Consider the following 25,802-nt stretch of genomic DNA (forward strand, 5'->3'; position numbering starts at 1 on the left):
ACGTCCTGTAGGGGCGAAGCATTCGGATAGAAAATCTACGGTTTCACCGATAGGTTATTGCCCGAATGCTTCGCCCCTACTTTTTCAGCCGACCCTAAATAGAGCATTTAATTGATTAATGCTCATTCTTAATTCTCCTGACGACCGACTCCTGACTCCTGAATCCTGACTCCCGACTCCTAACCCCACCAACAAACTTTTTCAGCCTTTTTCAGCAAACCCTAGCTTAACACCATAGTTCGGAAACCCGTACCGATCGAGCAGTTGTCAGGGGCCTTGTATTTCGGTAAATTAGCACTCGGAAGGTAAGAGTGCTAATCTGGAAAAGACACTTACCCAAATACAAGAGAAACGGAGGATATTCCATGGCTGCAGTCAGCATCAACGTAACTACTGTTAAACCCCTAGGCGATCGAGTTTTCGTCAAAGTTAGTCCCAGCGAAGAAAAAACCGCCGGTGGTATTTTCCTTCCCGACGCCGCTCAAGAAAAACCCCAAATCGGGGAAGTCGTGGCCGTCGGCCCCGGCAAACGCAACGATGACGGTAGCCGTACTCCCGTAGAAGTGGGTGTGGGTGACAAAGTTCTCTACTCCAAATATGCCGGAACCGATATCAAACTTGGTGGCGAAGAATTCGTTCTCCTCTCCGAAAAAGACATTCTCGCCGCCGTTTCCTAATCATCTACCCTTGAAAACCCCTATTTTGCCCGAATAACGATACATTATGGCTAAATCTATTATCTACAACGAAGATGCCCGTCGCGCCTTAGAAAAAGGCATGGATCTGCTGGCCGAAGCGGTAGCCGTCACCCTTGGCCCCAAAGGTCGTAACGTCGTCCTCGAAAAGAAATTTGGCGCACCCCAAATCGTCAATGATGGCATCACCATCGCTAAAGAAATCGAACTGGAAGACCATATCGAGAACACCGGTGTGGCTTTAATTCGCCAAGCCGCCTCAAAAACCAACGATGTAGCGGGTGATGGTACTACTACCGCCACCGTTCTCGCTCACGCTATTGTTAAAGAAGGTTTACGCAACGTCGCCGCCGGTGCTAACCCGATTTCTCTGAAAAAAGGTATCGATAAAGCTGCCGATTTCCTCGTCGGTCAAATCGCCAAACACGCGAAACCCGTAGAAGACTCCAAAGCGATCGCACAAGTGGGCGCAATCTCTGCCGGTAACGATGATGAAGTCGGTCAAATGATCGCCTCGGCCATGGATAAAGTCGGTAAAGAAGGCGTAATTTCCCTAGAAGAAGGGAAATCGATGACCACCGAACTAGAAATCACCGAAGGGATGCGTTTTGACAAAGGTTATATCTCTCCCTACTTTGTCACCGACACCGAACGCATGGAATGCGTTTTTGAGGATCCCGCTATTCTGATTACCGACAAAAAAATCGGTTTAGTACAGGATTTGGTTCCCATTCTCGAACAAGTTGCCCGTCAAGGCAAACCCCTAGTAATTATCGCCGAAGACATCGAAAAAGAAGCTTTGGCAACCCTAGTAGTTAACCGTCTGCGCGGTGTTCTTAACGTCACTGCGGTGAAAGCCCCTGGATTTGGCGATCGCAGAAAAGCGATGTTAGAAGATATCGCCGTCTTAACCGGTGGTCAAGTCATTAGCGAAGATGCGGGTTTAAAACTGGAAACCACCAAAATTGACAGCTTAGGTACGGCCCGTCGTATCACTATGAACAAAGATACCACCACCATCGTCGCCGAAGGCAACGACGTGGCAGTGAAAACCCGTTGTGAGCAAATTCGCCGTCAAATCGAGGAAACCGATTCTTCCTACGATAAAGAAAAACTGCAAGAACGTCTGGCTAAATTAGCCGGGGGTGTGGCAGTGATTAAAGTTGGTGCCGCTACCGAAACGGAAATGAAAGACCGCAAATTGCGCCTAGAAGACGCGATTAACGCCACTAAAGCAGCCGTAGAAGAAGGTATCGTCCCCGGTGGTGGTACTACTTTAGCTCACCTCGCTCCCCAATTGGAAACTTGGGCCAAAGAAACCCTCCAGCATGAAGAATTAACCGGTGCTTTAATCGTTTCTCGTGCGATTTCTGCCCCCTTAAAACGGATCGCTGAAAATGCCGGCCAAAACGGTGCAGTTATTGCCGAACGGGTGAAAGAAAAGCCCTTTAATGTCGGTTATAATGCCGCTACCGGTGAGTTCTCCGATATGTTTGAGGCGGGTATCGTTGACCCCGCTAAAGTGACTCGTTCTGCCCTACAAAATGCCGCTTCGATCGCCGGTATGGTTTTAACTACCGAGTGTATTGTTGTGGATAAACCCGAAAAAGAAAAATCCGCTGCCCCCGCCGGCGGTGGTGACTTCGACTATTAATAATTAGTCTATTTTTTCTTGACTCGATCGCATTTAAGCGATCGAGTTTTTTTTGATGAAAAAATATCACTCCGGGTTAATACTAAATCCGTTGAGTATAGACTACATATCAGGAGAGGCACTCATGCACTCTTGCAATAGGCAAAAGGGGCAATAGATAATCAGCCGTAGGTTGGGTTGAACGGAGTGAAACCCAACAACCGAGGGTCTATGTCGGGTTTCGTTGCCTCAACCCGACCTACGAATTTACTGTACAAACGGGGAAGCTTTTAAGGATTAGGGATCGATCGCACCAGCAGAGTCAGAATACTGGTTAATACTGCTACTACCACGGGAATAATCAACGATTTTGCTCCCTTAAGGTCGGATACATCCTTAATTAAAGCGTCCTGTGTTCCCTCTACTTTTTCCAATCGCCTATCAATACTTTTGAGTTCGGTTTTCACCTCGGCCATATCTACTTTTAGATCGGTGAAATCTTTCTGTAAAGAGTCTAATTTTTCCGTGATATTTGTCAGGATAATTTCTAGGGAATCGGTGACGGGGGATTGACTCATCTGAATTTCCGGGAATATTCGATCGCCTAGTGGTATTGTAGGCTGTTTTTGTAGGTGATGCGCTCCTTACCAACGTTCTAAAATCAGTCCATCTACATAATTAAAATCAGTATCATCTGTCACCAATACCCAATTATTTTCTATACATTGAGCAGCAATCCATTTCACCACTCATTGACATCTACCTGACGACATTCTGTTTTAATGGCTTGTTGCAGTTCTTGTGCCTCTGAATCGCTTAAAATGCCTGAAAAATTGGCTAGAGGATGACTGTTGCCTGTTGCCTGAACTCGATGTAAAAAATCTAACACGGTTTCTATTAGATCATCAGGTGCTTGTTCGAGTTCTTGAATTAATTGTTGACGATGGTTCATAGACAGTCTTAACGAGTAATACAGTAAATGTAATGGCTACCTTGAATTCTCAATGACGTTCTCAAATTTTGGCGAACTTTTTCCCAGAAATAGATCTTAATTGACTCATCTGAATTTCGGAGATTATTCGATCGCCTAGTAATATTGTAGGCTGATAATCGTTGCCGTTGCCTCTGGATTGGTAATTCTGCCATCTTTCGGGAGTGATAGAATGCGAAGTATCCCCCGCAACAAGGAATTTAGTTTATGAGTCAATCGGGAGAAACCGTCACCTATTCCCTAGAAGCCATCCTGACGCGGATCGAGGGAAAGATCGATCGAATCGATGATCGCCTGACAAAACTAGAGGTAGGACAGGCAAAATTAATCGAGAAAGTCGAGGGAATGGATAAGCGGTTAGAAAGGCTAGAAAACGAACAATCGGGGCTAGTTAAGGATATATCCGATTTAAAAGGGGCGAAATCGCTGATTATCCCCGTAACCGTCGCGATTATTACCGCCATACTCACGGTTTTCCTTCGCTCTTTACCCTCTCCCTAGACGAATCGCGCCCGGCCTAGAAATTGCCAAGTGTAGCGGAACGAGCGCCAGCTGGCGGGGGTTAGGGAGATGGGCAGAAATTCCTTTTCCATTCGCCCGCGGGTAAGCTGTTGACTATCTAAATTACTGGTTAAGACTGTCTATGAGTGCCGGAGTTGGGAGCGGGGAGAGGTAGTTCGAGCATTTGTACTAAACTTTTCAAGACGCGGTTTCAAGGCAGTACAGCTTATCTATACCAGGATTTCGGCAAAACATGAAAATTATCGCCTACACCTATACCAATCCCCTGCTCGATAGTCCCCCCGATGCCTCGATTTCGACCTATTCTCCCGAACAAGTGTATCAGGATTTTGGCGATCGCTCACAACGGCAGCAACTGCTCCGCGATTGTCAAGGGACTCCCCCCCGACTGCTGATCCTACGTCGCCTAGCAGAATTGGGAGACAATGGCACGGAAGTTAGCAAAATTTTACAATCCTTAGAAGCCCTCGACATAGATATAATTGCCCTAGAAGACCCGGATTATAAGCTGAATTTTGCCAAGATTCTGCAAGAAATATCAAAAAACGAACTAAGTAACCGTTTAAAAGCAGGTCACGCTCACAATCGTCTGCAAGCTTTGCCTCCCCCCGGAAAAGCACCCTACGGTTATCGTCGTGGCAAGGAGCGTTATATACTCGATCGCAGTACCGCGCCAGTAGTCAAAGACTTTTTCGATCGCTTTTTGATTTCCGCTTCCCTGCGTTCCACGGTGCGCTATCTAGAAAAACGCTACGGTAAGAAGATATCGGTAGCTACTGCCCATAAATGGCTGACTAATCCCGTTTATCGCGGCGATTTGTGCTATCTCGGTCAAGATATTATCCCCGATACCCACACCCCGATTATCTCCCGGGAAGAAGCGGCCCAGATCGATCGCATCCTGAGAAATAATCGCAAATTACCCCCCCGCAGTGCCAGCGCCCCGCGTTCCTTAGCGGGTTTAGTCGTCTGTAGTCAATGTCAATCGGGGATGACAATTACCAAAGTGACGGCGCGAGGAAAGGGTCTAGAATACCTCTATTTGCGACCTTTGCAATGTCCCCGGACAAAAAAATGTTCGGCGATCGCTTATGAAAAAATTCTCGTTAGCACAATCGAGCGCATTTGTCAAGACCTACCACCGACGATCGCTCAGATATCTTTACCGGATTTAGAGGGGATCAAACGGGGAATGAGCGAGGAAATAGGGCAAAAAAACGATATTTTGTCGCAATTGCCCTCCCTAGAAGCGGCGGGAATTTTAGATCAAGAAACGGCTAATCTACGGGCCTATAAACTGAAAAACGAGATCGCGCAGATTCAAGGACGTTTAGACCAATTACCCCCCGATAACCTGACTATTATCGCTCGTGCCGTTGCTTTTCCGCAATTTTGGCGAGATTTATCGGAAATAGAGCGCCGTTTTTATTTTCGTGAGTTTATCCGTCGCATCGAAATCGAGAGGGAAACGGCTAATAATTGGCATTTACGTTTAATCTTCGTTTTTTAAGAGTCTGGGACAATCTTAAAGTTAGCTAAAAATTGAGGAATGTTTGAGCGATCAATGCTAAGAAAAAGGCAAACAGCGATCGATCTCAACTATGAGCAATAACAAAAGATTAACTAGGTATAAAAAAGGGCGAAAATCCTCCCGGACAAAACCCCACCTTTACGATTATCACTATAATCAACCCGGTACGATGCCGGGGTTAATCACCATCGATGAAAATGCCGTTGCTACCGAGATATTTTTAATTAATTATAACTCCCAACAAGCCACTAGAGTTAATAATCTTTTACCTCAAGACTGTCTTAAATATTTATCCAATGATTCCATCTCTTGGATCGATATCGTCGGTTTGGGTAATGAGGATAAACTGCAAGAGTTGGGGGAAATTTTTCATTTACATCCCTTAACCCTTGAGGATATAGTCAGTATTCCCCAAAGACCAAAAGTGGAAGAATGCGAGAATTATATTTTAATAATAGTGCCGATGGCCATCCTGATCGATCATCAGGGTTTTTTGCTAGAACAAATCAGTTTAATAGTCGGGAAGAATTATGTTTTAACCGTGCAGGAAGAAGGACAATACGATTCTTTAGAGGGAGTTAGGGAAAGAATCCGTTTAAATAAAGGTTCCATCCGGCAGCAAAAATCGGGTTATTTAGCCTACTCGATTTGGGATGCCATTATTGACGGTTATTTTCCTGTTTTAGAGTCCTACGGAGAAAGAATCGAGGAGTTAGAAAACGAAATTTTAGCTAGTCCCACGGAACAAATTTTATCAAAAATCTACCAACTGCGTCAGGAATTACTCTCCCTGCGACGAGCAATTTGGCCGCAAAGGGACACCCTCAATGCGCTTTTACGCGATGAGTATATTGTCATCGATACAACCATTAAACCCTATCTAAGAGACTGTTATGACCATGTGGTACAAATTCTCGATGTTATCGAAAATTACCGGGAATTTGCCAATGGTTTAATGGATTTTTACCTGTCTTCCGTGAGTAATAAAATGAACGAGATTATGAAAACTTTAACGGTAATCTCGACGATTTTTATCCCGCTCACCTTCATTGTCGGTATTTATGGCATGAACTTTAATACTGATAAATCCCCCTATAATATGCCCGAATTAGAATGGTATTGGGGCTATGTGTTCGTCTGGGTATTGATGCTAACCATTGCTTTCAGTTTAATCATTTTCTTTTGGCGACGCGGCTGGTTTAAGAACCTATCGACAGTGAAGAAAAGATAAACTGTTAAGCAGATTAGACAGACCGGATTACCTTGCCGGCATCTAGCAAGAGAAAATGGCTATTGCAGAGAAATTAATAGTTTAGTGTCTACGGTATTTTTTAACACTTTCAGTTGATGGCTTCTCATTTTGTCCAACCAACTATAGTGCTGGCTGTGACATTGATAGACGATATCGATGTCACCAATCTCTGACTTAACCTGAGCCAAGTAGTTTTCTAGTTCGCTAATTTTCATAACCAATCTCGCTTGCGCTGAAGGACATCAACCCCAAACCAAGAATTATCGCTAAAGGATAGGGGTGACTACAGTTACTATTATAGGCCGATCATAATTCCTAAAAAAGTTCTTATCTAACAAAGTTAGCTAATGTCAGGGTTAGATGATATTAGCGAAGTTTCTTTCTAGTCGTCTAGGGGGCAGGGCCATTCCTAGGTAGGGTCTGCTGAAAAAGTTTTTCGTGGGGGTAGGGTGTAGGGTGTGGGGTGTAGGGTTTTACCCATTTTCAGGGGGTCAATTACCTAATTTTCAGGGAAAAAGTGCCTAAATTTCCCCCCCGATCACTCCAATGGCTGGCACTTTTTGATTTCAAAAAAGCCTAAAAATATTATCCAACAAGATTTTTAGATTTATTCAGCAAACCCTAGCTAAAGGGGCTAATTTACCGAAGAAGGGCCGCAGTAATGCCCAAGCAATGTCGATAATCGCAACAAGTCAAGAAATAAAAAATTCTCGATATTGTCTTTCACTTCGCCCAGCTTCAATAATTAATTCTTTTTTCATTACTTTTTAGTCCCTGGAGGTGGCTGTTTAGAAGCTGCCGCAATCGCTTGATTTAAGCGAGTTAATTCTTCTTTAAACTTCGGTTCTTGGGGATAGTTTTTGACTAATTTTTCTAGGATACTTTTAGCTCCAGAAACGTCTTGAGTTTGTAATCTTGTTCCATAAAGAACTAGCATAACTTCCAGATTGTCGGGATATTTTTGATATAACTTTTCTAAAGGTTCTCTGGCTCCGATAAAATCTTTTAACTGTAAGCGAGCTTGGGCGAGTCCTTGCAAAGCAGTGGGGTTATCTGGTTCACGTTCGAGAATTTTCTCGTAACCTTTGACCATTTCTTCTAATTTTTCGGGAGGAATAGTTGCCTCTTGCCCGGGTTGATTGCCTTGGGGTGAATTAGAATTATTATTTTTCAATAAACCTAAAGTTGGCACCACCATTAAAGCCAGAAATACTAAACCAGAGGAAACAATTAAGACTCGTTTGAGCGTATCGTTATTTTTTTTGGGCATACTTTTTAAAGATTAGAGATAAGCAATTTTGTAGGGTGCGTTAGGCGGCGATAACCTTGGAATGAAAAACCAAAATTAGTAATCCGCACCCCACGCACCAGATAAGATTAATCAGTAGTAACTCGATGAAATTCGTGACCCCAAAGATTATAAGCCCAAATTCCCAAGCCAAAACTACCTAAGCAGAGGATGGTGAGCATCAGGAAAACTTGCCACCTATTGTAACCTGCTTCCTGAAGTTCTAGACGACCAAGGATAGTGGCGGCTAAGAGGATTAAAACTCGACTAAATACCGCCCACTTGTGGAAGATAAAAACTACCGCCAAAGACCAGCCGAGAATTGATAATACAGCACTAATATCGTTTTTAAACCAACTGCGGAAAAATACCGGCATTAAGTGACTAAACAGAGTTAATCCTAGGGCAATTGAGAGGATAACCCCTACCGCTAGGATATAGATGATGATTTCTAGCCATTCGCTAGTGAGAGTCCAATTCATCTCATCACCGCGGGCAAGTAACCAATCACTCCATGATAAACGCTCATGGGCGATCGACCAGCCAAACACCCCATAGACCGATGGAATCAGAAAAGTAAGTAGTATAATGCGCCAAAACATAATCAGTGATCAGTTATCAGTTATCAGTTATCAGTAATCAGTTATCAGTAATCAGTTATCAGTTATCAGTAATCAGTTATCAGTAATCAGTAATCAGTAATCAGTAATCAGTAATCAGTAATCAGTAATCAGTAATCAGTTATCACTGAAAAAAGTCAAGCCTGAACCCTGAAAGAGACGAAAATTGCCCCTTTTCAGACTTCAGGCCCTTGGGATTGTCCCGATCGCTTAGGACATATACTGGATGATAAAGTCGAAGTAGGGGGCTGCTGCCACGGCATCCTCTTGAGTCAAAAGACCTAAAGCGGCCTCTTTGAGACAACGAATCGCCTCCACCATGCCGGGGACGGGAACATTAAGAGAGTTATACATCTCTTTGACCCCGATCAGACCGGTTTGTTCGATCGGTCCCTTATCTCCGGCTAATACCCCATAGGTAACTAGACGGAGATACCAACCATAATCGCGCAAGCATTGATTATATTGACGCTGACCGTAGGCATTGCCCCCCGGCGCTCTATAATCGGGACGTTTCTTGAACAGTTGTTTTTGAGCCTGATCGACGATTTTTTTCTCATTGTCAGCGAGAGTTTCGGCAATGCGAATTCTCTGCTCACCGGTTTTTAAAAATTGCCCGATACCCTGTAGTTCACCACTACTAGGATAACGAAGTTCGTCGTCGGCTTTGAGGATGACTTGGCTAACTACGCTCATAATATCAAGGTAAATTCTGATAACATTCTGTAGTTTATCTCAGGTCGGGGTCTGGAAGTCGAGTCATCGCTGCTGGTTGGGCAATTCCTAAAAATTGTAATATTTCGTTATGAGTGTCCCCAACAGCCCGGTTACTCTCTAGAATGAATGTATTAGTGGTCAGGAGCGAGGAGATGGCAATTGAGATGTCACCGCACACTGATTAACTTGAACCCGATAACTGGTAATTAATATGGAATTTTTAGCGCCCTTCCTATTGATAGCGGGCATTCTGGGGTTAAATGGCTTTAAAATCGATCGAGAATACCAGCGTGGTGTTATCTTTCGCCTAGGGCGTTATCAAGACACCAAAGGCCCCGGACTGTACTGGATCATTCCCCTAGTTGACCAAAAAATGCAGCTGGATATTCGCACCAAAACCGTCGATATCGCCCCGCAAGAAACTGTCACCGCCGATAATGTCACAATTAAGGTTAATGCGGTTCTCTACTATCGCATTATCGACCCTGGCAAAGCGATTAATAAAGTCGAATCCTATTCTGCGGCCGTTTACCAAGCGGCCATGACCACTTTAAGAAATGTAGTTGGTCAAAATCGTCTCGATGATGTCTTGCAAAAACGAGACAAAATTAATCAAGCAGTCCAACAAATTGTCGATGAAATTAGCGAACCTTGGGGCATTGATATCGAACGGGTGGAGATGAAAGATGTGGAAATTCCCACCGCTATGCAGCGAGCTATGGCCAAGGAAGCGGAAGCATTGCGAGAAAAACGCGCCCGTTTGATTAAAGCTGCCGCAGAACAGGAAGCCTCCTTAAAATTAGCGGAAGCTTCCCGATTAATCATGGAAAATCCCGCCGCTTTGGAATTACGCCGCCTACAAATGTTAACGGAAATTGGAGCGGAAAATAACACCAGTACCATCATTATGATCCCCTCCGATATCTTAAATCTTGCTCAAAAATTAGCCGAAAAACCATCACAAAATATTGTCAATAGCCAAAAGGGTTAATTTTCTCTGGTGTGTTAGACAAACCTAACGGGTGTATCTCATTTTTGTAAATCTACCAAGTTGGCATTTTTAATGGGAAACTCTCTGCTAAAATCGGGCGTTACTTCCGATTTTATTACTCAATCCAAGCTTTTGGGGGGTTCTACCCCCCAAACCCCCCGCGCATTAGTTTTTCGGTGGGATGCTTACAGGCAGCTGCTGATATATCTGTAATAATCTAAGAGTCACTCGACCGAATCTAAGACCTAATTGGTTAAGCCAAAAGCTTTGATATGCTTAGTTTATAACCTTCTTTTTAGGTAGGAGAATTGTCAGATTCTGTCTTTTGCCTCTTGCCTGTTGCCTCTTGCCTTCAGAAGCTGATAATTGCTGATTGTCGGTATTTCTGTAAGTGTGAGATGCACCCAAACTAACACACCTAAAATTGTTAATTAACGCATGGTGACGAATTCCTCAGCAGCACTGGGATGAATGCCGACAGTGGCATCAAAATCGGCTTTTGTCGCCCCCATTTTTACGGCAATGGCTACTCCTTGAATAATTTCGGCGGCGTGATCTCCCACCATGTGCGCCCCGAGAATTTTACCACTTTCCTGATGGACAACTAATTTCATCAAAGTTTTGTCCTCTCGGCCTGGTAAAACATTGTAACCAGGGCGGAATTTAGACCGATAAACTTTAATCCCCGTGTCACCATATAGGTTTTTTGCTTGCAATTCTGTTAATCCTACCGTCGCCGCTTCAGGAGTAGAAAATACTGCCGAAGGAACATTTTCATAACTCATTAACCTGGGTTTATTACCGAAGACTGTATCGGCAAAAGCTCGCCCCTGATTAATGGCCACGGGAGTTAAATTAATTTGATCAGTACAATCGCCCACGGCATAGATATTATCTTCGCTGGTTTGGCTATACTCGTTGACAACAATTGCCCCGTTTTTTACCTCAACATTGACATTCTCTAAGCCCAATTTTTCCAGCTTAGGAATTCTTCCAGTAGCGGCTAATCCTAGGGCATCAACAAATAAGATTTCTGAGGTTTCTTGACCCTGAATATGTACTTTTAAACCCTCAGCAGTTTTCTCGATCGAAGTGGGGAAAGTTTCGGGCATAATTTTAATTCCCTGACGGATCATTTCCGCTTGAATCTCATCGCGGATATCCTCATCAAACCCTCTTAAAATCTTGTCTTTACGGATTAACTGCACCACTTCTGTCCCTAATCCGTGCATAATACCAGCAAATTCTACCCCAATATATCCTGCCCCTAAAACTATAATTCTTTTTGGTTGTTCTGGCAGTTGAAACATGGCATCAGAAACTACTGTATGTTCGATCCCCGGAATATCAGGTTTAACGGGATGTCCCCCCACGGCAATTAAAATTTTATCGGCAGTAATTTTCTGATCTCCCACCTCTAGGGTATGGGTATCAATAAACTTGGCATAATTAGGAAAAATCGTCACTTGAGAATTATCGAGCATCTTTTGATAAATGCCATTCAAACGTATAGTTTCCTGATTAACGGCACTAATTAATTTTTGCCAATTTAACTGACTCTCTACTGGACTCCAACCGTAACCTTCCGCATCCTTAAATAGTTGCGGAAAACGACTAGAATAAACCATTAATTTTTTGGGAATACAACCGCGATTAACACAGGTTCCTCCCAAACGATCGTATTCTGCTAATCCCACTTTTGCCCCGTATTCGGCTGCCCGTCTAGCGGTGGCAATACCACCAGAACCACCACCAATCACCAATAAATCAAAATCATAACTCATAAAAACATCCTCGCACATGAATAGAAGTTTGACGGAATCAAGAAACTTTTTTGGCAAAAAGGGGAGCGAATATCTCGGATCAATCCCTAACTGAATCTATCGAGTAACTAGCAGAATATGGTCACTAATGCTGCTAAATTAAGTAGGTAGGTATTAAAAACTTTCAGATCCCCCCGCCTATCGGCACCCCCCTTATTAAGGGGGGCAGGGGGGATCAAACCTAAAATCCATTTTTAATTTAATTATAACCAGCTACTTAGAGTCAATTTACCTACTGCCAAGACTTAATTCTATGCTAACACGCCGCTCGAAATTATCTTTTCTCTTGGGGACTTGTTCTCTATTTCTCTGGGTAAACCATCCCGTCACCCTCGCAACCCCCATCAGTCAAGACAATTCCCCCCCTTCCGAGTTTATCTGTCCCGCAGACTTAGCCACCAGGATCGATCGCATTTTGGCCCGACCCGATTATCAAGGCGCTTATTGGGGAATTTTAGTAAAATCCCTTAATTCTCAGGAAAATCTCTATAGTCTCCACGAAAATAACTTTTTTACTCCCGCTTCTACTGCGAAATTATTAACCACTGCTGCCGCTTTCAGCAAATTTAACCGCGATTATCGTCTGAAAACCCCCATTTTAGCCCAAGGCAACCCCCCCGATTTAGAAACTTTAACCTTAGTCGGGAGGGGAGATGCAACCATAACCACAGAAAAGTTAGAAAAATTAGCAGAAAAGTTAAAAGCACAGGGAATTAACTCAATTTATCGCTTAATTGTCGTTGCTAGTCCTTTTGTCGTCTCCGATAGTCAAAAAACCTGGGAATGGGAAGATGTCTTTTTTGACTATGCTGTACCCGCTTCTAGCTTGGTTTTAAACGAAAATTCCGTCACTTTAAAGCTTTTACCGCGACAATTGGGGCAAAGCTTAGATTTACAATGGTCTGATCCCATTGCCGCTAAACAATGGCTAATTGAGAATCAAACCAGCACCGCAGCGCAAGGAAGCCCGAATACTCTGGCAATGAAGGGCAATTTAGCCAATAATCGCCTGATTATCACTGGTTCTCTAGCTATTGATAGTCAAGATGATTTTAATTTAGCTATTCCCCAACCCTCGGAATATTTCCTGGCTCGCTGGCGTAATATCCTTGAAAAAGCGGGAATTACCGTTAAAAACGCAGAAATTAGTTCACAGATTCTCGGCTATGAGATCACCAATTTAGAATCAGAACCCCTAGCATATTTGGTGGAAAAAGTCAATAAAAATAGCGATAATTTACTAGCCGAAACCCTACTACAAATGATCGGCGGTGTGTCGGGATTGCAAGAAACTTTAACAAAACTGGGAATTAACAGCGATAGTTATAAAATCGGCGACGGTTCGGGGCTATCACGACAAAACCTAATTAAACCCAAGACTTTAGGTCAAATTTTACAACTAATGGCAGAAAATCCTGATTATCGGCGTTCTTTAGCCATTGGCGGCGTTGATGGCACTTTAACCAATAGATTCCGCCAGACTCCCCTAGAAGGACGATTACAGGCAAAAACCGGGACTTTAACCGGAGTTATCGCCCTCGCGGGTTATCTAGCAACCGCTGACAATCAACCCCTAATCTTTAGCATAACCGTAAATAACAGCGATCAACCCGCCACCACCCTCAGAAAAGGCATCGATGAGGTGATTTTGCTCCTAGGACAGTTAAAACGCTGTTAATCTTCAGGAGACAGGAGATAGGGATTTGGGGATTTGGGGAGATAGGGATTTAGGGAGATAGGGAAATTTCAGTTAAATTCCCCACTACCCCAACACCCCAACACCCCACTACCCCAACACCCCAACACCCCACTACCCCAACCCGCAACTAATTCGATCGAGTCAATTAATCACAGAAGACTGTATACTTTTGTAAAAATTGCTTCTAGCTGACCTGTAGATTAATCGACGGAGTTATTGATATATGTATATAGTTCAGGTTGCCTCTGAGTGCGCTCCAGTGATTAAAGCTGGGGGATTGGGGGATGTGGTATATGGATTGAGTCGAGAATTAGAAATTCGCGGTCATTGCGTGGAGCTAATCCTACCCATGTATGATTGTATGCGCTACGACCAAATTTGGGGCTTACACGAGGCTTATCGGGACCTGTGGGTACCTTGGTACGGTGGGGCAATTCACTGTAACGTTTTTTGTGGTTGGGTACACGGGCGCTTGTGTTTCTTTATTCAACCCAATTCGGGCGATAATTTCTTTAATCGCGGTACTTACTACGGTTGTAAAGACGATAATATGCGTTTTGCCTTCTTCTGCAAAGCCGCTTTAGAATTTTTGCTCAGAAGTAATAAACGTCCCGATATAATTCATTGTCACGACTGGCAAACCGGTTTAATTCCGCCCTTACTTTTTGAAATTTATAAATATCATGGTATGGGCAATCAGCGCGTTCTCTACACCATCCATAACTTTAAACATCAAGGATTTGCTGGTGCGGAAATTCTCTGGGCAACAGGATTAAATAACGATACTTACTACTTTAGCTATGCCCGAATGCGCGATAACTTCAATCCTTTTGTGATTAATTTTATGAAAGGTGGTATCGTCTTTTCCAACTATTTCAACACCGTCTCACCCCACCATGCTTGGGAAGCACACCACACCGATGTTAGTTACGGTTTAGGTCATACAATTCACCTGCATCAACACAAATTTACTGGCATTCTCAACGGTTTAGATTACAATATCTGGAACCCGGAAGTGGATAAATTTATTGCTGCACCCTATGGTATTGATAACTTCTCCGAGAAGGCACGCAATAAGAAGGCACTGCGAGAAAGACTCTGGTTAAGAGATGAACCAGAAAAGCCCTTAATTTGTTATGTCGGTCGTTTAGATGACCAAAAAGGCGTACATTTAGTTCACCATGCCATGTATTATGCCTTAGCTCGCGGGGCGCAATTTGTCCTCCTAGGTTCCGCCACCGAATCGTTAATTAATAACTGGTTCTGGCACGAGAAAAATCACCTAAATAATAACCCTGATGTCCATATTGAATTGGGCTTTAATGAGGAATTATCTCACCTCATTTATGCGGGGGCCGATATGATTGTGGTTCCCAGTAATTTTGAACCCTGCGGACTGACACAAGTAATCAGCTTAAAATACGGAACCGTTCCCATCGTCCGGGGAGTTGGTGGTTTAGTTAATACGGTTTTTGATCGCGATTATGATACCTATCACCAACCCGAAGAACGCAATGGTTTTGTCTTTTTTGATCCCGATAATAATGCCCTCGAATCAGCTATGTCCCGGGCATTGGAATTGTGGTACACTCAACCGGAAGAATTCCAAAAATTAGCGATTCAAGGCATGGAATGCGATTACTCTTGGAATGGCCCCGGGGAAGAATACGTTGCCCTGTATGAAATGATTCGCCACAAATAAGCTTTCTTGTCTCTAGCAATTCCCTGGCAGTTGTCAACAGAAATTCAAGGAATAGATTTGTTGAAATTTCTAGGGGAATTGCTTTAGTTTTGACCGACTCCTGACTCCTGATGACCGACTCCTAACCCCACCAAAAAACTTTTTGCCGCAAACCCTACCTAGTAGAGCAGAAATGTTAACTTTGCTTGGTATTCTTGGGTGAGGGGATGACTAACTCCTAAAATCTGAAATATGGCTAACATGGCTTTTCTTGCCCCATCCTGACGATATTTTCTACTTTCTTCCACTACGCTGATCAGTTTATCTAAAGCGGCGGCATAATCTTCTTTTAATGCGGAATTAATCCCAGTAAAAAATATCGGATCGAGGGGATTATTTTCTGGTTTTAACTGTTGAAATTCTAGGAGAGTTTTCCAACCTTTGATCAGGGGATTTTCTTCTTTAATAGCACTGATTAATCGGTAAGCATCAGACCATTTTTCTAGACGCATGAGAAATTTTACCGCCATAATAACTAATCGTGGTTCGTTGGGATATTTAGGAAAAAGACGATCAAATAATTGTTTAGCTGCGGGCAAATTATCGAGGGCAATCGCTTCTTGTATTTCTGCTAATCCTGTTTCTAATTCCGATTTTAAATCGAGACGGGAAAATAAGTCTCTAATTTGTTCTTCTGGCAAAGCACCGACAAAACAGGGTAACACTTCTCCCTTGCTGACAATTCGCACATCGGGAACTCCTTCTACATCGTATTGTTCGGCTAATTCGGGATTTTTATCTATATCTATTTTGGCCAGGATAAAATTATATTCGCTTGCCAGTTTTTCTAGCATCGGTTTTACCAATTTACAGGGTCCACACCACAGAGCATAAAAGTCTAAAATCACCGTATTTAGATAGGATTTCTCGATCACTTCACTGTCAAAATTTGTCCCATCTACCTCAATAGAATATCCCATCTATTTCTCCTCTAATAACTTATTTTCAGCTAGTTTTGTCTCACTTATCTCTTTTATCCAAAGGGCTAATCCTCCCCCTCGTCCCCGGGCTGCCATCATTGTTTCTGTGATCAGAAAATAGGCAAAAAATGCCTGTTTTTTGCTACTTTCCTGATAAAAATTCGCTTCACTTACCTGGCCATTTCTAATAAAACCTGAATAGAGAGAGCGATTAAATAGGGTTAGGTTGAGCCGGGTAAAATCAAAGGCAAGAAGACGGGTTTTAGGAAAAAACTTAACCGGACCGCTTACGGATAGTTTTACTGCCCCTAAAACTATCTGATTGCTGACGCTTCCAGAGATAAATTCTCCCGGTTCTAAACTCTCATTTCTTTGGTAAGAGATGGTAATTTTTAACCAGGACGGTAGATAGCGACCCTTACCCAAAACAATTCCCGCTCTCTTTTTAGCTTTTTGAGTTCCCGTGATAAAGTATAATCGCCAAGTACCGACTAAAGCCTCAAAAGTCAGATTTTCTTTAGTTTTTTTAGTGTTTTTTTCTTTTGTTAAGAGAAATTCTAGCAATTGAGAGACAGGGGGGCGATTATTATCCTCAAGTATTAGGGGTGAGTCGAGATTTCTAACCATGATTTGCAACAGTGCCAAGATATTTTAGCTGAAGCTACCGAACTCGAAAAAGCGAGCGATAAACCGGTTGACCCTTATTATAAGTGGACTTTTCCCTCTCCGTCGGTACGGGGAAAATATTTTCCTCTAACCAGGGGGTTTGATGTTGCCGAACAAAATTGGGATGTGCTTGAAATCTCTCGGTCATTTCCAGGGCGATCGATTCCACATCCGACTGTACAAAAACCCAGCCCCCAGCTACCATATACTTAGCCAAAGCTATGACTAATTCTGGCTGCACAACCCGACGCTTGCTGTGACGCTGTTTAAACCAAGGATCGGGAAATTGAATCGACACCCAAAATAACTTATCCGCGGGCAAAGATTGCAGTAAAATTTCTGGGGCAACATTCATATTGCCAAAAACAAAAGCGAGATTACTTAATCCTAACCTTTCCCGTTCCTGATTCGCTTCAATTACCAAAGGTTGACGAATTTCAATCCCCAAAAAATTAATTTCTGGCTCTACTTGGGCCATTTGTAACAAAAATTTACCCCGCGCACAACCAATGTCAAGATGGAGAGGTTGCGTCATATCCTGATAAACTTGATTCCAATCGGGGGGAGCGATCGGATGGCGATATTTATGACTTAAGGGATTGACGTGCTGACGAACGCGAACTTTAGCCAAAGATATTTTCTCCTCATTTCTCCTCGATCGATCTAGTTTACCGATATTTAGCCCAATTGAATGCGATGAATTTCCGTTTCGCCATTCTCAGCGATCCTCATATCGCTTTACCCACAACCATTTTGAACCATTCTAATCGCTTTCATCTGGTGGAAGTGAGTATTCCCGCTTTAAAAATTGTTTTAGACCATCTCATCACCCTTAACCTCGATTTTCTGCTGATTGCTGGCGATTTAACCCAAGATGGTGAACCAGAAAATCATCGTTGGTTAGCCGATTGTTTAGCCACTTTACCCTTTCCCGTCTATGTGGTGCCGGGTAATCATGATGTTTTGAGTTTAACCGCAACAGAAAACCAGATCGGTTTAGCAGATTTTCCCTTTTATTATCAACAATTTGGTTACAGCAATCCCGAACAAATATACTACCAAAAAGAAATTTTACCTGGAGTGCAATTAATCGGTCTTAATTCTAATCAATTCGATGATCAAGGTAAACAAATTGGCAGTTTAGATGCAGAACAATTGCATTGGTTAAAACAGATTTTACCATCGCTAAAAAACGATCTAGTGATGGTGATGATCCATCATAACGTTATCGAGCATTTACCCGGACAAAGCAATCATGAATTAGGTAAACGCTATATGTTGGCTAATGCGGTAGAACTACTCGATATACTACAGGAAAACGGCGTAAAATTGTTGATTACTGGCCATCTCCACGTGCAGGATCTGGCTTTTACTAGAGGTATCTATGAAATTACCACCGGTTCCCTCGTCAGTTATCCCCATCCCTACCGGGTGCTAGAATATTGCGAAAACACGGTTGAATTAGCCATAGAATCCTTTCATCTGCAAAATATACCCGGATGGGAGAATTTACCCGCTATTTCTCGGCAATGGTTAGGCGATCGCTCTTATCCTTTTATGATGCGTTTATTAACCTGCCATCCCCTCAATCTTCCCGTGAGTCTAGCGGAGGAATTAGCCCCGAAATTACGAAATTTTTGGGCAGATGTGGCTAAAGGTGACACAATCTTCGATTTTAGCGATTTTCCGCCCCTAGCACGCCGTTATTTTTACGCTTTCAGTGCCATCGATCCCCTCGGTAATCCTCATTTTATCGACAATCAAGCCGTAATTAGTTTCAAGCATCAGTTCAGTTATCGGCGCTCAAACTTGCTGGTGGAGATGGGAGAATAGCTGCAACAAATAATTAACTATAGCTTATAGTTAAAGGACTATCCGGCAGCGCGACCGCTATCTTGGCAGAAAATATCAAAAAAAATCAATGGAAGCAATTAAAAAGGAATTGAAAAAAATCGGTTCTCTTGCCCTGTTTTTTTTCTTGGCTTTCGGTTATATTCTTCTGATCATGAAATTATTTCTGGAAGAATATTCGATTACTACCTACGTTTTGGGTAAAGCGAGCTTAGGGGCGATCATTGCGGCAAAAACCGTGGCCATTCTCGACGCAGCCATGAAGCTAGAATGGTTAGAAAATCGACCCCGTTACCTTAGCGTTCTGTATCGAACCTTTGTTTATACCCTAGCAGCACTGATTCTCGGCTCGATCGAGGGTTTTCTGGAAGCTTATCGGGGAACGCGGGTGATTTCGGAGGCAATGGCCAAATTTTGGCAAAGGGAAAGTTTCTCTCAAATCCTTGCGGTTACTCTCTGTCTCGCAGTGGTTTTTTGTCTCCACAATCTCTGGCACGAAATCGATCGCTATTGGGGTAAAGGCACATTGAGAAAATTTTTTCTCGGTCGCTCCTAGAGTACAGCAGTTATCTTAATGGTGAGAGAGGAAGTTTTCCTTTTGGGGAGTCGGGAGATAAGAGTCAGGGATTTAGGGAGATAGGGAGATAGGGAGATAGGGAGATGGGGATTTAGGGAAATTTCAGCTAAATTCCCCACTACCCCCCGCAACGCGCACGCAGTGACCACCCCACTACCCCACTACCCCACTTAAGAAGTATGTGCGATCGCCCTATCTTTCGCAGGCGACCCCTGCTAGGATAAAATACGGGTGAAAAATTGCTAATCCAAGGAGTACAGACGTGATTGAACCTTTAGTGCTAGGGATTGTCCTAGGCTTAATTCCCATTACCCTAGCGGGTTTGTTCGTTGCCGCCTACTTACAGTACAAACGGGGCAATCAATTCGGCTTAGACTAAATCTATCTCAATGGAGCGAGAGGACTCCCGTTAAACTGCGTAGCGGTTAACGGGAGATTTTTCAACAGGACAGATTTGCCGCTTAACAGATTGTTGCTGCCGGCGTTGCCATCCCTGCAAAACTCATCTGTCTTATTGGGAAAGCGATCGCCAAAAAACCAAAGGCTACACGGCTGTACACTTAAAACTCAAATCTGATAACTGACGACTGATAACTGATAACTGACCTACTCCTCGGTGGCAGCGAGAACTAAATCTTCCTCCTCCAAGGCGGGAGGACCTTCGATTTCTGCGACTACTTCCGAGACAGTGCGGCCTTCCGCTTCCGCTAGACGTTTTTCTCGGTATTTAATCGCCATTTCTTCCGCTTTTTCAAACACTAACGGGCGATTTTTCAGCATATCTCCCGGTTCGGGTTCTAATTGTTTAGTCGAGAGGGAAATGCGACCTCTTTCGGCATCGAGATCGATAATCATCACTTTTAACTCATCATTGACATTGAAAACCGTGTGGGGGGTGTCAATGTGATCGTGAGAGATTTCGGAAATATGCAGTAAACCACTGACTCCACCGATATCGATGAAAGCACCGTAGGGCTTGATTCCGCGCACGGAACCGATTACCACCTGTCCCACGGCTAAACCGTTCATCTTGCGTTCCACTAAAGCGCGACGATGACTTAAAACCAGACGGTTGCGATCCTCATCCACTTCTAAAAACTTTAAGGGCAATTCCTGACCAACTAAATCCTCTTTCGCCTCTCTGGTGCTAATGTGAGAACCGGGGATAAAGCCGCGGAGACCTTCAATCCTGACTAATGCCCCACCACGGTTAGTGGCAAAAACATTTGATCGCACGGTAGCATCTTCTTTTTGCAATTGACGCACCCGTTCCCAAGCGCGCATATATTCAATGCGACGGATCGACAGGGTTAGCTGTCCATCTTCATTCTCGTCGGTAAGGATGAAAAATTCCCTGGTTTCGTTAGGTTGTAAAACTTCTTCGGGATTATCGACGCGGTTGATCGACATCTCCTGCACGGGGATAAAAGCGGCGGTTTTAGCACCGATATCGATGAGCGCTCCCCGGGGTTCCATGCTGAAAACAGTCCCGGCGACAACATCTCCCGGACTGAAATGATAATCGTATTTGTCTAGAAGGGCGGCAAAATCTTCATGGGTAAAGCCTATGTTTTTGTTTGCGGTTTTTTGGGTGGTCATGTACGTTGTTTGGGCCTCGGAATTTCCGTAGGTTTTTCCTCCTATGTGATGTACAGTTTCTAAATAAAGGAGATGCCTCCCAATTTAGTTCCTAGGCAGGGCCTAGGGGATGAACTGCCGCATCCGGCTTTCTTGCAGGCAATCCGCCTCAAGAATGACTCTTAAGAATCTAACCAGAGCTTGGGCTTTAAATAGCACAAGGGATCCTAATTATAACTGAATCGGGGACTATTTAAGATGAGGTGATCACGCTGGCTTCTTCCACTTGAGACCAAGAAGGATGAGCGCGTTCGATTTCGGAGGATTGCAGCAGCGCTAAAGCGGCGATAAAGTCTCTAATTCCCTGAAAATTGCCGTAAACCGAAGCAAAGCGCACATAGGCCACTTCCGATTCTTGCCGGAGGTATTCTAGGACTAATTGACCGATCTCCTGACTTGTTACCTCCCGTTTTGAGTCTTGCTGTAGACGGGATTCGATATCATTGACGATCGCCTCTAATCTTGAGGGGGGAATGCCGGTTTTTTCGCAGGCGCGGACGATACCGCGCAGCAGTTTGCAGCGATCAAAAGATTCCCGTTTACCATCTTTTTTAATCACCGTGATCGGCACGAATTCGATGCGCTCGTAGGTGGTGAAGCGATATTTACACTGTAAGCATTCACGACGACGACGAATGCTCTGACCGTTTTCGGAGGAACGGGACTCTAAAACGCGACTATCGGTATGCTGACAATTAGGACACTGCATAGGAGGCGCTCGGTGAGGGGAACCTTTAATTTAAGCCTTTAAATACGAAAACCAGAGCCGCTAACCTGCTTTTGACAAGCGGGCGGCTCAGGGAAGAAAATTATTAAGTTAAACGGAGTTAAGAAATTTACTTTTGAATCCGGGGAGGTTCCCGGAAGGCGATGGCGAAGAAAATTACCGCCAAGGCCATAGTTAAAACCAAAATGTAAGCGACGCTTTCCATGGTTGGACATCCTACAAGATTGCTATGACAATCCTATAGTATCAGGAAATGAGCTTTTCGGCTTGTCTGGGGATGTAGATTACATCCCCAGAATCAGTGGCGATCTATTTAACGCTAACTTTTGCCCCGGCATCTTCCAGTTTTTTCTTGACGGCGGCGGCATCATCTTTGTTGGTGCCTTCTTTAACCGCTTTGGGAGCGGCTTCTACTAGGTCTTTCGCTTCTTTGAGTCCTAAACCAGTCAATTCGCGCACTACCTTAAGGATAGCAATTTTCTTGTCGGCGGGAACTTCTTCAAGAACGACGTTAAATTCGGTTTGTTCTTCCACAGCTTCAGCCGCAGCCGCGGGAGCAGCCCCGGGGGCAGCCATAATTATGCCACCGGCCGGAGCGGCGGCGCTAACTCCAAAGGTTTCTTCGATACCTTTGACTAATTCCGCAGCTTCCAAGAGGGTCAGGGTTTTGAGTTTTTCTAAGATTTCAGCTACAGCAGACATGGGTTAGACTCCTAATTGTTTTAAGTGATTGATTGGTGCGGTGTTAAGCCGCTTCTTTTTCTTCTTGACGGGCCACGGCATCGACGGCGCGGGCCAAAGATGCGGGAACTTCGTTGATGCTGCGGGCCAGTTTGGTGGCAATGGCGTTGATTGCTCCAGCGGCCTGAGCGATTAACTGTTCTTTCGACGGTAAATCGGCGATCGCTTTGATCTGATCTTCTGTTAACAGTTGACCTTTGGTCCCTTCTTTGAGGACACCGCCGCGCAATTCGGTTTTTTTGCTTTCTTTTTTGAACTCTTGATAGGCCTTGAAAGCTCCACCGATATCCTCTTTTACGAGCAGAAAGGCGGATGTTCCCGATAAAAGGCTTTTCATCGGTTCCCAGCCACTATCCTCAGCGATCGCCAATCCCATCAAAGTATTTTTGGTGACTTTACAAATCGTTCCCGTGGGGCGCAATTTGCGGCGTAGATTGCTGATTTCGGCGACGGTTAAACCTTGATAGTCGATGACCATCGTTAATTGAGCTTCCCTCAGAGAGGTTTTTAATTCTTCTAGAATTACTCCCTTGCTTTCTCTGCTTCTCCCCATCCCTTGTTCACCTCCTGTATGCGGGGGACCGGTTCCACAGACAGGCGCAAAAATAACCCCTTGTAGCGCCGGGGTTGAGTGGAGAGAATCCAGTTCAGGCACGACCAAGACAGAAAATATCTCTCTTTAGTCTTTTTGGCTGCTGTTTTCTCGCTTTGACCTCGGCAGGGTATTTAAGCTGTTTCGCACCTGCTGTCTTTGGCTTAAGCCAGTTTCTTATCATAACATTATCGCGGGATTTATGTCAAGCCCTGGGAAGGAGCGATCGAGGCGATCGCATCTAAGACTAAATCCTGTTTTGAAAAGGTATAGGAAAGTGGGGTGTGGAGTGTGGGGAGAAGGGAGCACCGGAACACCGGAGCAGGGAGAAACAATTCATAACTTGAGAGTTAATCACACTATTAAAAACGGATTTGGTATAAGACTAAATCCGTTGAGTATGGGCTACATAGAGCTGGCTGAATAAATCTAAAAACCTTGTTGGATAAAACTTTTAGACCTTTTTGAAATCCACAAGTGCCTCGTCTGGGAGTGATCAGGGGGAAAATTCCGGGACTTTTTCCCTGAAAATTAGGTAATTGAGCAGATGAAAATCGGTAAAACCCTACACCCCACACCCCACACGCTACCCCCACCGAAAAACTTTTTCAGCAAACCCTACATATCAGGACAGGCACTCATGCAAGAGGCAAAAGGAGGAATAGATAATCGGTCTTTAATAACCGGATTTAGTCTGAGATCAAAAGTTTTCGTTTTCAGGAGTCGGTCGTTAATACCAAATTAGGTTACAGTTCTTGATCAGAAACGCTGTATCTAATTCAGTCTCAGGAGAAAGTCTTTCTGTTGATTGAGCTTTTTTAATCTAGCTTTTCAAGACGCAGAATCAGCTTGGTTCATTTGTTCGCTTGTGCCACTCTACTTTCTTCGCTTACAATCCTTTTGTATCCTCCATCAATTTTTCGAGCTTCCCTTTTTAGTTACCTTACCCAATTATCAATTATGAATAACACTGAAATCAACTTTCCCAAAGGCTCTAAGAGTGACCTAAGAGATGTTATCACAAATCAGTTACTCATTTTTTTAGAAGCCCAAAATTATGACGCAGCTAAAACTCTATTAATTCCCGTCGCTTCCGTGGATATAGCAGAAGCGATTGCGGACTTACCTAAAACCCTACAAATCATTGCTTTCCGACTTTTAAATAAATCTCAAGCCATTGACGTTTATGAACATTTAGATAGAAATACCCAATATTTATTAATCGAAAAATTTAAAAATGCGGAAGCAAATGAAATTATTAATAATATGTCTCCTGATGATCGAGTCAAGTTATTTGATGAGTTACCTACTCAATTAGCGAGGACTTTAGTGGCTCAATTATCCCCTGAAGAAAGAGAGTTAAATGCTTTATTGTTCGGGTATTCTGCTGATACAGCAGGGCGAATTATGACCCCGAAATATATCTATGTTAAAGAAACTATTACCGCTAATGAAGCCCAAGCTAAAATCAGAAATTTAGCCGATAAAATTGAAGTGGCTTACTATATCTATGTGACAGATAATAACAAGAGATTACAAGGAACCTTATCTTTAAAAGATTTAATTGTTGCTAAACCAGAAGCCATAATTTCAGAAATTATGAACAGAAATATTATTTATGCTTATACCGATACCGACCAAGAAGAAGTCGCTAAATTGATTCAACGCTATGATTTATTAGCCTTGCCAATTGTTGATAAAGATGAAAACTTATTAGGGGTAGTTACGGTAGATGATGTCATCGACATTTTAGAGGAAGAAGCAACTGAAGATATTTATAGAATGGGAGCAATTAACACGGAATCTGATGATCAAAATTACTTTAAATTGGGCTTGTATAAAATCACAAAAAAACGAATACCATGGTTATTAATTTTATTAATCACGAATTCTGGAACAGTTTTTTTAATGAGTAATTTTGAGGAAGTATTAGAAGAAGTAGTTGCCTTAGCCTTTTTTACGCCATTATTAATTGATGCAGGGGGAAATATCGGTGCACAGTCATCGACCGTTGTTATTAGGGGATTAAGTACCGATGAATTAAGAGATAAAAAACCGTTTTCAATTATTGTGAAAGAGTTAATAACAGGGGGATTATTAGGAATCATTTTAGCCGTCATTGTGATTGCCATGATTTTTGTATTCTTAGGTAAACCAGAGATTGGTTTTATAGTGGGAATTAGTTTAATTGCTATCTCAATTATTGCAGCAACAACAGGTACAGCATTACCTTTTGTCTTTAACAAAATGGGATTTGATCCTGCTTTAATGTCTGCTCCTTTTATTACCACAGTGGTTGATGTTTTAGGAATTTTTATTTATTTCAGTATTGCTCAATTAATCCTAAAGGAAAGCTTGAGAAATTGATGGGCAAGTCAAAAAGATTAGGCCGATTTAAGTCTGAATTGGCGTTCCATAACTTGCCCAGAGTTATATCCTTGAGCGCTCGATAATTTTTAATCCTCAATCCCTCAATTCCGGCCATTATTTAGTCCCGTTTCTCATTACTAAAGTAATCTGAGCAATTTCTCCCCGGAGAATATATAGTATAGACTGATTCTAGAGCGGTTATTAATAGAGTTCTTGC

26 protein-coding genes and 1 other annotated feature are annotated in these 25,802 nt (G+C 43.2%); of the genes, 12 read left to right on the plus strand and 14 right to left on the minus strand.

Annotated elements, in window-relative coordinates:
- Window positions 1–365 precede the first annotated feature (365 nt).
- Both groES and groL read left to right on the plus strand, forming a co-directional pair.
- The gene (groES, locus tag IM477_RS21290; protein WP_193977531.1) at window positions 366–677 is read left to right on the plus strand and encodes a co-chaperone GroES; all 312 of its coding nucleotides are present in this window, start codon (window positions 366–368) and stop codon (window positions 675–677) included.
- Window positions 678–723: 46 nt separating this feature from the next.
- Entirely contained in the window at window positions 724–2,349 is a 1,626-nt protein-coding gene (gene groL, locus IM477_RS21295; protein ID WP_287733369.1) for a chaperonin GroEL, read from the plus strand.
- 269 nt (window positions 2,350–2,618) lie between these two features.
- Here groL and IM477_RS21300 read toward each other — a convergent pair whose 3' ends face one another.
- Together IM477_RS21300 and IM477_RS21305 are read right to left on the minus strand one after the other, a co-directional pair.
- Window positions 2,619–2,906: a shikimate dehydrogenase gene (locus IM477_RS21300; RefSeq protein ID WP_272076650.1), complete on the minus strand. Its 288-nt coding sequence runs from the start codon at window positions 2,904–2,906 to the stop codon at window positions 2,619–2,621.
- 164 nt (window positions 2,907–3,070) lie between these two features.
- Entirely contained in the window at window positions 3,071–3,280 is a 210-nt protein-coding gene (locus tag IM477_RS21305; protein ID WP_108935274.1) for a hypothetical protein, read from the minus strand.
- A 246-nt stretch (window positions 3,281–3,526) separates the two neighbouring features.
- Here IM477_RS21305 and IM477_RS21310 point away from each other — a divergent pair, with 246 nt between their 5' ends.
- The 3 genes from IM477_RS21310 to corA all read left to right on the plus strand — a co-directional run bounded on the left by IM477_RS21310 (window position 3,527) and on the right by corA (window position 6,603).
- Window positions 3,527–3,820, plus strand: coding sequence for a hypothetical protein (locus IM477_RS21310; RefSeq protein ID WP_002759475.1), 294 nt, complete (start codon window positions 3,527–3,529; stop codon window positions 3,818–3,820).
- 253 nt (window positions 3,821–4,073) lie between these two features.
- The gene (locus IM477_RS21315) at window positions 4,074–5,351 is read left to right on the plus strand and encodes a recombinase family protein (RefSeq protein ID WP_287733370.1); all 1,278 of its coding nucleotides are present in this window, start codon (window positions 4,074–4,076) and stop codon (window positions 5,349–5,351) included.
- A gap of 91 nt (window positions 5,352–5,442) precedes the next feature.
- The gene (gene corA, locus IM477_RS21320; protein WP_287733371.1) at window positions 5,443–6,603 is read left to right on the plus strand and encodes a magnesium/cobalt transporter CorA; all 1,161 of its coding nucleotides are present in this window, start codon (window positions 5,443–5,445) and stop codon (window positions 6,601–6,603) included.
- Window positions 6,604–7,384: 781 nt separating this feature from the next.
- Here corA and IM477_RS21325 read toward each other — a convergent pair.
- The 3 genes from IM477_RS21325 to IM477_RS21335 all read right to left on the minus strand — a co-directional run bounded on the left by IM477_RS21325 (window position 7,385) and on the right by IM477_RS21335 (window position 9,228).
- Entirely contained in the window at window positions 7,385–7,894 is a 510-nt protein-coding gene (locus IM477_RS21325; RefSeq protein WP_061430758.1) for a tetratricopeptide repeat protein, read from the minus strand.
- Window positions 7,895–8,001: 107 nt separating this feature from the next.
- A complete protein-coding gene (locus IM477_RS21330) occupies window positions 8,002–8,514 on the minus strand; it encodes a hypothetical protein (RefSeq protein WP_004162596.1) in 513 nt (170 codons plus the stop codon).
- Between the two features lie 228 nt (window positions 8,515–8,742).
- Window positions 8,743–9,228: an allophycocyanin subunit alpha-B gene (locus IM477_RS21335; RefSeq protein ID WP_012267184.1), complete on the minus strand. Its 486-nt coding sequence runs from the start codon at window positions 9,226–9,228 to the stop codon at window positions 8,743–8,745.
- Between the two features lie 232 nt (window positions 9,229–9,460).
- Here IM477_RS21335 and IM477_RS21340 point away from each other — a divergent pair, with 232 nt between their 5' ends.
- Entirely contained in the window at window positions 9,461–10,240 is a 780-nt protein-coding gene (locus IM477_RS21340; protein ID WP_287733372.1) for a slipin family protein, read from the plus strand.
- A 431-nt stretch (window positions 10,241–10,671) separates the two neighbouring features.
- Here IM477_RS21340 and gorA read toward each other — a convergent pair whose 3' ends face one another.
- On the minus strand, window positions 10,672–12,024 hold the full coding sequence (gene gorA / locus IM477_RS21345) for a glutathione-disulfide reductase (RefSeq protein ID WP_287733373.1): 1,353 nt from the start codon (window positions 12,022–12,024) through the stop codon (window positions 10,672–10,674).
- A 292-nt stretch (window positions 12,025–12,316) separates the two neighbouring features.
- On the opposite strand from gorA, the gene dacB reads away from it, so the two are divergent.
- On the plus strand, window positions 12,317–13,741 hold the full coding sequence (dacB, locus tag IM477_RS21350) for a D-alanyl-D-alanine carboxypeptidase/D-alanyl-D-alanine endopeptidase (RefSeq protein ID WP_287733374.1): 1,425 nt from the start codon (window positions 12,317–12,319) through the stop codon (window positions 13,739–13,741).
- A gap of 244 nt (window positions 13,742–13,985) precedes the next feature.
- The gene (gene glgA / locus IM477_RS21355) at window positions 13,986–15,464 is read left to right on the plus strand and encodes a glycogen synthase GlgA (protein WP_190722881.1); all 1,479 of its coding nucleotides are present in this window, start codon (window positions 13,986–13,988) and stop codon (window positions 15,462–15,464) included.
- Window positions 15,465–15,622: 158 nt separating this feature from the next.
- Here glgA and IM477_RS21360 read toward each other — a convergent pair whose 3' ends face one another.
- The 3 genes from IM477_RS21360 to trmB are packed head-to-tail and all read right to left on the minus strand — an operon-like array spanning window position 15,623 to window position 17,720.
- Complete coding sequence (locus IM477_RS21360; protein WP_287733375.1) at window positions 15,623–16,423, minus strand: tetratricopeptide repeat protein; 801 nt, start codon at window positions 16,421–16,423, stop codon at window positions 15,623–15,625.
- Entirely contained in the window at window positions 16,424–17,050 is a 627-nt protein-coding gene (locus IM477_RS21365) for a hypothetical protein (protein WP_287733376.1), read from the minus strand.
- A gap of 34 nt (window positions 17,051–17,084) precedes the next feature.
- A complete protein-coding gene (gene trmB, locus IM477_RS21370) occupies window positions 17,085–17,720 on the minus strand; it encodes a tRNA (guanosine(46)-N7)-methyltransferase TrmB (protein ID WP_287733377.1) in 636 nt (211 codons plus the stop codon).
- A 65-nt stretch (window positions 17,721–17,785) separates the two neighbouring features.
- Here trmB and IM477_RS21375 point away from each other — a divergent pair, with 65 nt between their 5' ends.
- The 3 genes from IM477_RS21375 (at window position 17,786) to petG (ending at window position 19,896) form a co-directional block, all read left to right on the plus strand.
- Entirely contained in the window at window positions 17,786–18,922 is a 1,137-nt protein-coding gene (locus IM477_RS21375) for a metallophosphoesterase family protein (protein WP_287733378.1), read from the plus strand.
- Window positions 18,923–19,010: 88 nt separating this feature from the next.
- A complete protein-coding gene (locus IM477_RS21380; RefSeq protein WP_287733379.1) occupies window positions 19,011–19,496 on the plus strand; it encodes a hypothetical protein in 486 nt (161 codons plus the stop codon).
- A gap of 283 nt (window positions 19,497–19,779) precedes the next feature.
- A complete protein-coding gene (gene petG / locus IM477_RS21385) occupies window positions 19,780–19,896 on the plus strand; it encodes a cytochrome b6-f complex subunit V (RefSeq protein WP_002738052.1) in 117 nt (38 codons plus the stop codon).
- Between the two features lie 227 nt (window positions 19,897–20,123).
- Here petG and IM477_RS21390 read toward each other — a convergent pair whose 3' ends face one another.
- From IM477_RS21390 to rplJ, 5 genes are all read right to left on the minus strand, one after another.
- Window positions 20,124–21,116, minus strand: coding sequence for a 30S ribosomal protein S1 (locus tag IM477_RS21390; protein WP_004162767.1), 993 nt, complete (start codon window positions 21,114–21,116; stop codon window positions 20,124–20,126).
- A gap of 232 nt (window positions 21,117–21,348) precedes the next feature.
- On the minus strand, window positions 21,349–21,864 hold the full coding sequence (gene nrdR / locus IM477_RS21395; protein ID WP_002757126.1) for a transcriptional regulator NrdR: 516 nt from the start codon (window positions 21,862–21,864) through the stop codon (window positions 21,349–21,351).
- Window positions 21,865–21,991: 127 nt separating this feature from the next.
- Window positions 21,992–22,087: a photosystem II reaction center protein T gene (locus IM477_RS21400; RefSeq protein WP_071823417.1), complete on the minus strand. Its 96-nt coding sequence runs from the start codon at window positions 22,085–22,087 to the stop codon at window positions 21,992–21,994.
- Between the two features lie 104 nt (window positions 22,088–22,191).
- Window positions 22,192–22,584 carry a 50S ribosomal protein L7/L12 gene (gene rplL, locus IM477_RS21405; RefSeq protein ID WP_004162771.1) on the minus strand — a complete coding sequence of 131 codons (393 nt, stop codon included), beginning with the start codon at window positions 22,582–22,584 and terminating at the stop codon, window positions 22,192–22,194.
- Window positions 22,585–22,627: 43 nt separating this feature from the next.
- Window positions 22,628–23,176: a 50S ribosomal protein L10 gene (gene rplJ / locus IM477_RS21410; RefSeq protein ID WP_002781109.1), complete on the minus strand. Its 549-nt coding sequence runs from the start codon at window positions 23,174–23,176 to the stop codon at window positions 22,628–22,630.
- Between the two features lie 102 nt (window positions 23,177–23,278).
- Window positions 23,279–23,396, minus strand: a sequence feature (ribosomal protein L10 leader region).
- Between the two features lie 779 nt (window positions 23,397–24,175).
- Here rplJ and mgtE point away from each other — a divergent pair.
- On the plus strand, window positions 24,176–25,582 hold the full coding sequence (mgtE, locus tag IM477_RS21415) for a magnesium transporter (protein ID WP_287733380.1): 1,407 nt from the start codon (window positions 24,176–24,178) through the stop codon (window positions 25,580–25,582).
- The last annotated feature ends 220 nt before the right edge of the window (window positions 25,583–25,802 follow it).

It is taken from the genome of Microcystis sp. M090S1 (assembly GCF_020246295.1).
Taxonomy (GTDB): Bacteria; Cyanobacteriota; Cyanobacteriia; order Cyanobacteriales; family Microcystaceae; genus Microcystis; species Microcystis aeruginosa.

Coding starts and splice junctions, on each gene's coding strand:
- IM477_RS21335 (WP_012267184.1), bottom strand. CDS start 9,228: ATGAGCGTAGTTAGCCAAGTCATCCTCAAAGCCGACGACGAACTTCGT.
- IM477_RS21360 (WP_287733375.1), bottom strand. CDS start 16,423: ATGGGATATTCTATTGAGGTAGATGGGACAAATTTTGACAGTGAAGTG.
- mgtE (WP_287733380.1), top strand. CDS start 24,176: ATGAATAACACTGAAATCAACTTTCCCAAAGGCTCTAAGAGTGACCTA.
- IM477_RS21315 (WP_287733370.1), top strand. CDS start 4,074: ATGAAAATTATCGCCTACACCTATACCAATCCCCTGCTCGATAGTCCC.
- IM477_RS21380 (WP_287733379.1), top strand. CDS start 19,011: ATGGAAGCAATTAAAAAGGAATTGAAAAAAATCGGTTCTCTTGCCCTG.
- IM477_RS21390 (WP_004162767.1), bottom strand. CDS start 21,116: ATGACCACCCAAAAAACCGCAAACAAAAACATAGGCTTTACCCATGAA.
- dacB (WP_287733374.1), top strand. CDS start 12,317: ATGCTAACACGCCGCTCGAAATTATCTTTTCTCTTGGGGACTTGTTCT.
- nrdR (WP_002757126.1), bottom strand. CDS start 21,864: ATGCAGTGTCCTAATTGTCAGCATACCGATAGTCGCGTTTTAGAGTCC.
- IM477_RS21340 (WP_287733372.1), top strand. CDS start 9,461: ATGGAATTTTTAGCGCCCTTCCTATTGATAGCGGGCATTCTGGGGTTA.
- IM477_RS21305 (WP_108935274.1), bottom strand. CDS start 3,280: ATGAACCATCGTCAACAATTAATTCAAGAACTCGAACAAGCACCTGAT.
- IM477_RS21300 (WP_272076650.1), bottom strand. CDS start 2,906: ATGAGTCAATCCCCCGTCACCGATTCCCTAGAAATTATCCTGACAAAT.
- glgA (WP_190722881.1), top strand. CDS start 13,986: ATGTATATAGTTCAGGTTGCCTCTGAGTGCGCTCCAGTGATTAAAGCT.
- IM477_RS21310 (WP_002759475.1), top strand. CDS start 3,527: ATGAGTCAATCGGGAGAAACCGTCACCTATTCCCTAGAAGCCATCCTG.
- corA (WP_287733371.1), top strand. CDS start 5,443: ATGAGCAATAACAAAAGATTAACTAGGTATAAAAAAGGGCGAAAATCC.
- groES (WP_193977531.1), top strand. CDS start 366: ATGGCTGCAGTCAGCATCAACGTAACTACTGTTAAACCCCTAGGCGAT.
- rplJ (WP_002781109.1), bottom strand. CDS start 23,176: ATGGGGAGAAGCAGAGAAAGCAAGGGAGTAATTCTAGAAGAATTAAAA.
- IM477_RS21365 (WP_287733376.1), bottom strand. CDS start 17,050: ATGGTTAGAAATCTCGACTCACCCCTAATACTTGAGGATAATAATCGC.
- rplL (WP_004162771.1), bottom strand. CDS start 22,584: ATGTCTGCTGTAGCTGAAATCTTAGAAAAACTCAAAACCCTGACCCTC.
- IM477_RS21400 (WP_071823417.1), bottom strand. CDS start 22,087: ATGGAAAGCGTCGCTTACATTTTGGTTTTAACTATGGCCTTGGCGGTA.
- IM477_RS21330 (WP_004162596.1), bottom strand. CDS start 8,514: ATGTTTTGGCGCATTATACTACTTACTTTTCTGATTCCATCGGTCTAT.
- IM477_RS21325 (WP_061430758.1), bottom strand. CDS start 7,894: ATGCCCAAAAAAAATAACGATACGCTCAAACGAGTCTTAATTGTTTCC.
- gorA (WP_287733373.1), bottom strand. CDS start 12,024: ATGAGTTATGATTTTGATTTATTGGTGATTGGTGGTGGTTCTGGTGGT.
- IM477_RS21375 (WP_287733378.1), top strand. CDS start 17,786: ATGAATTTCCGTTTCGCCATTCTCAGCGATCCTCATATCGCTTTACCC.
- groL (WP_287733369.1), top strand. CDS start 724: ATGGCTAAATCTATTATCTACAACGAAGATGCCCGTCGCGCCTTAGAA.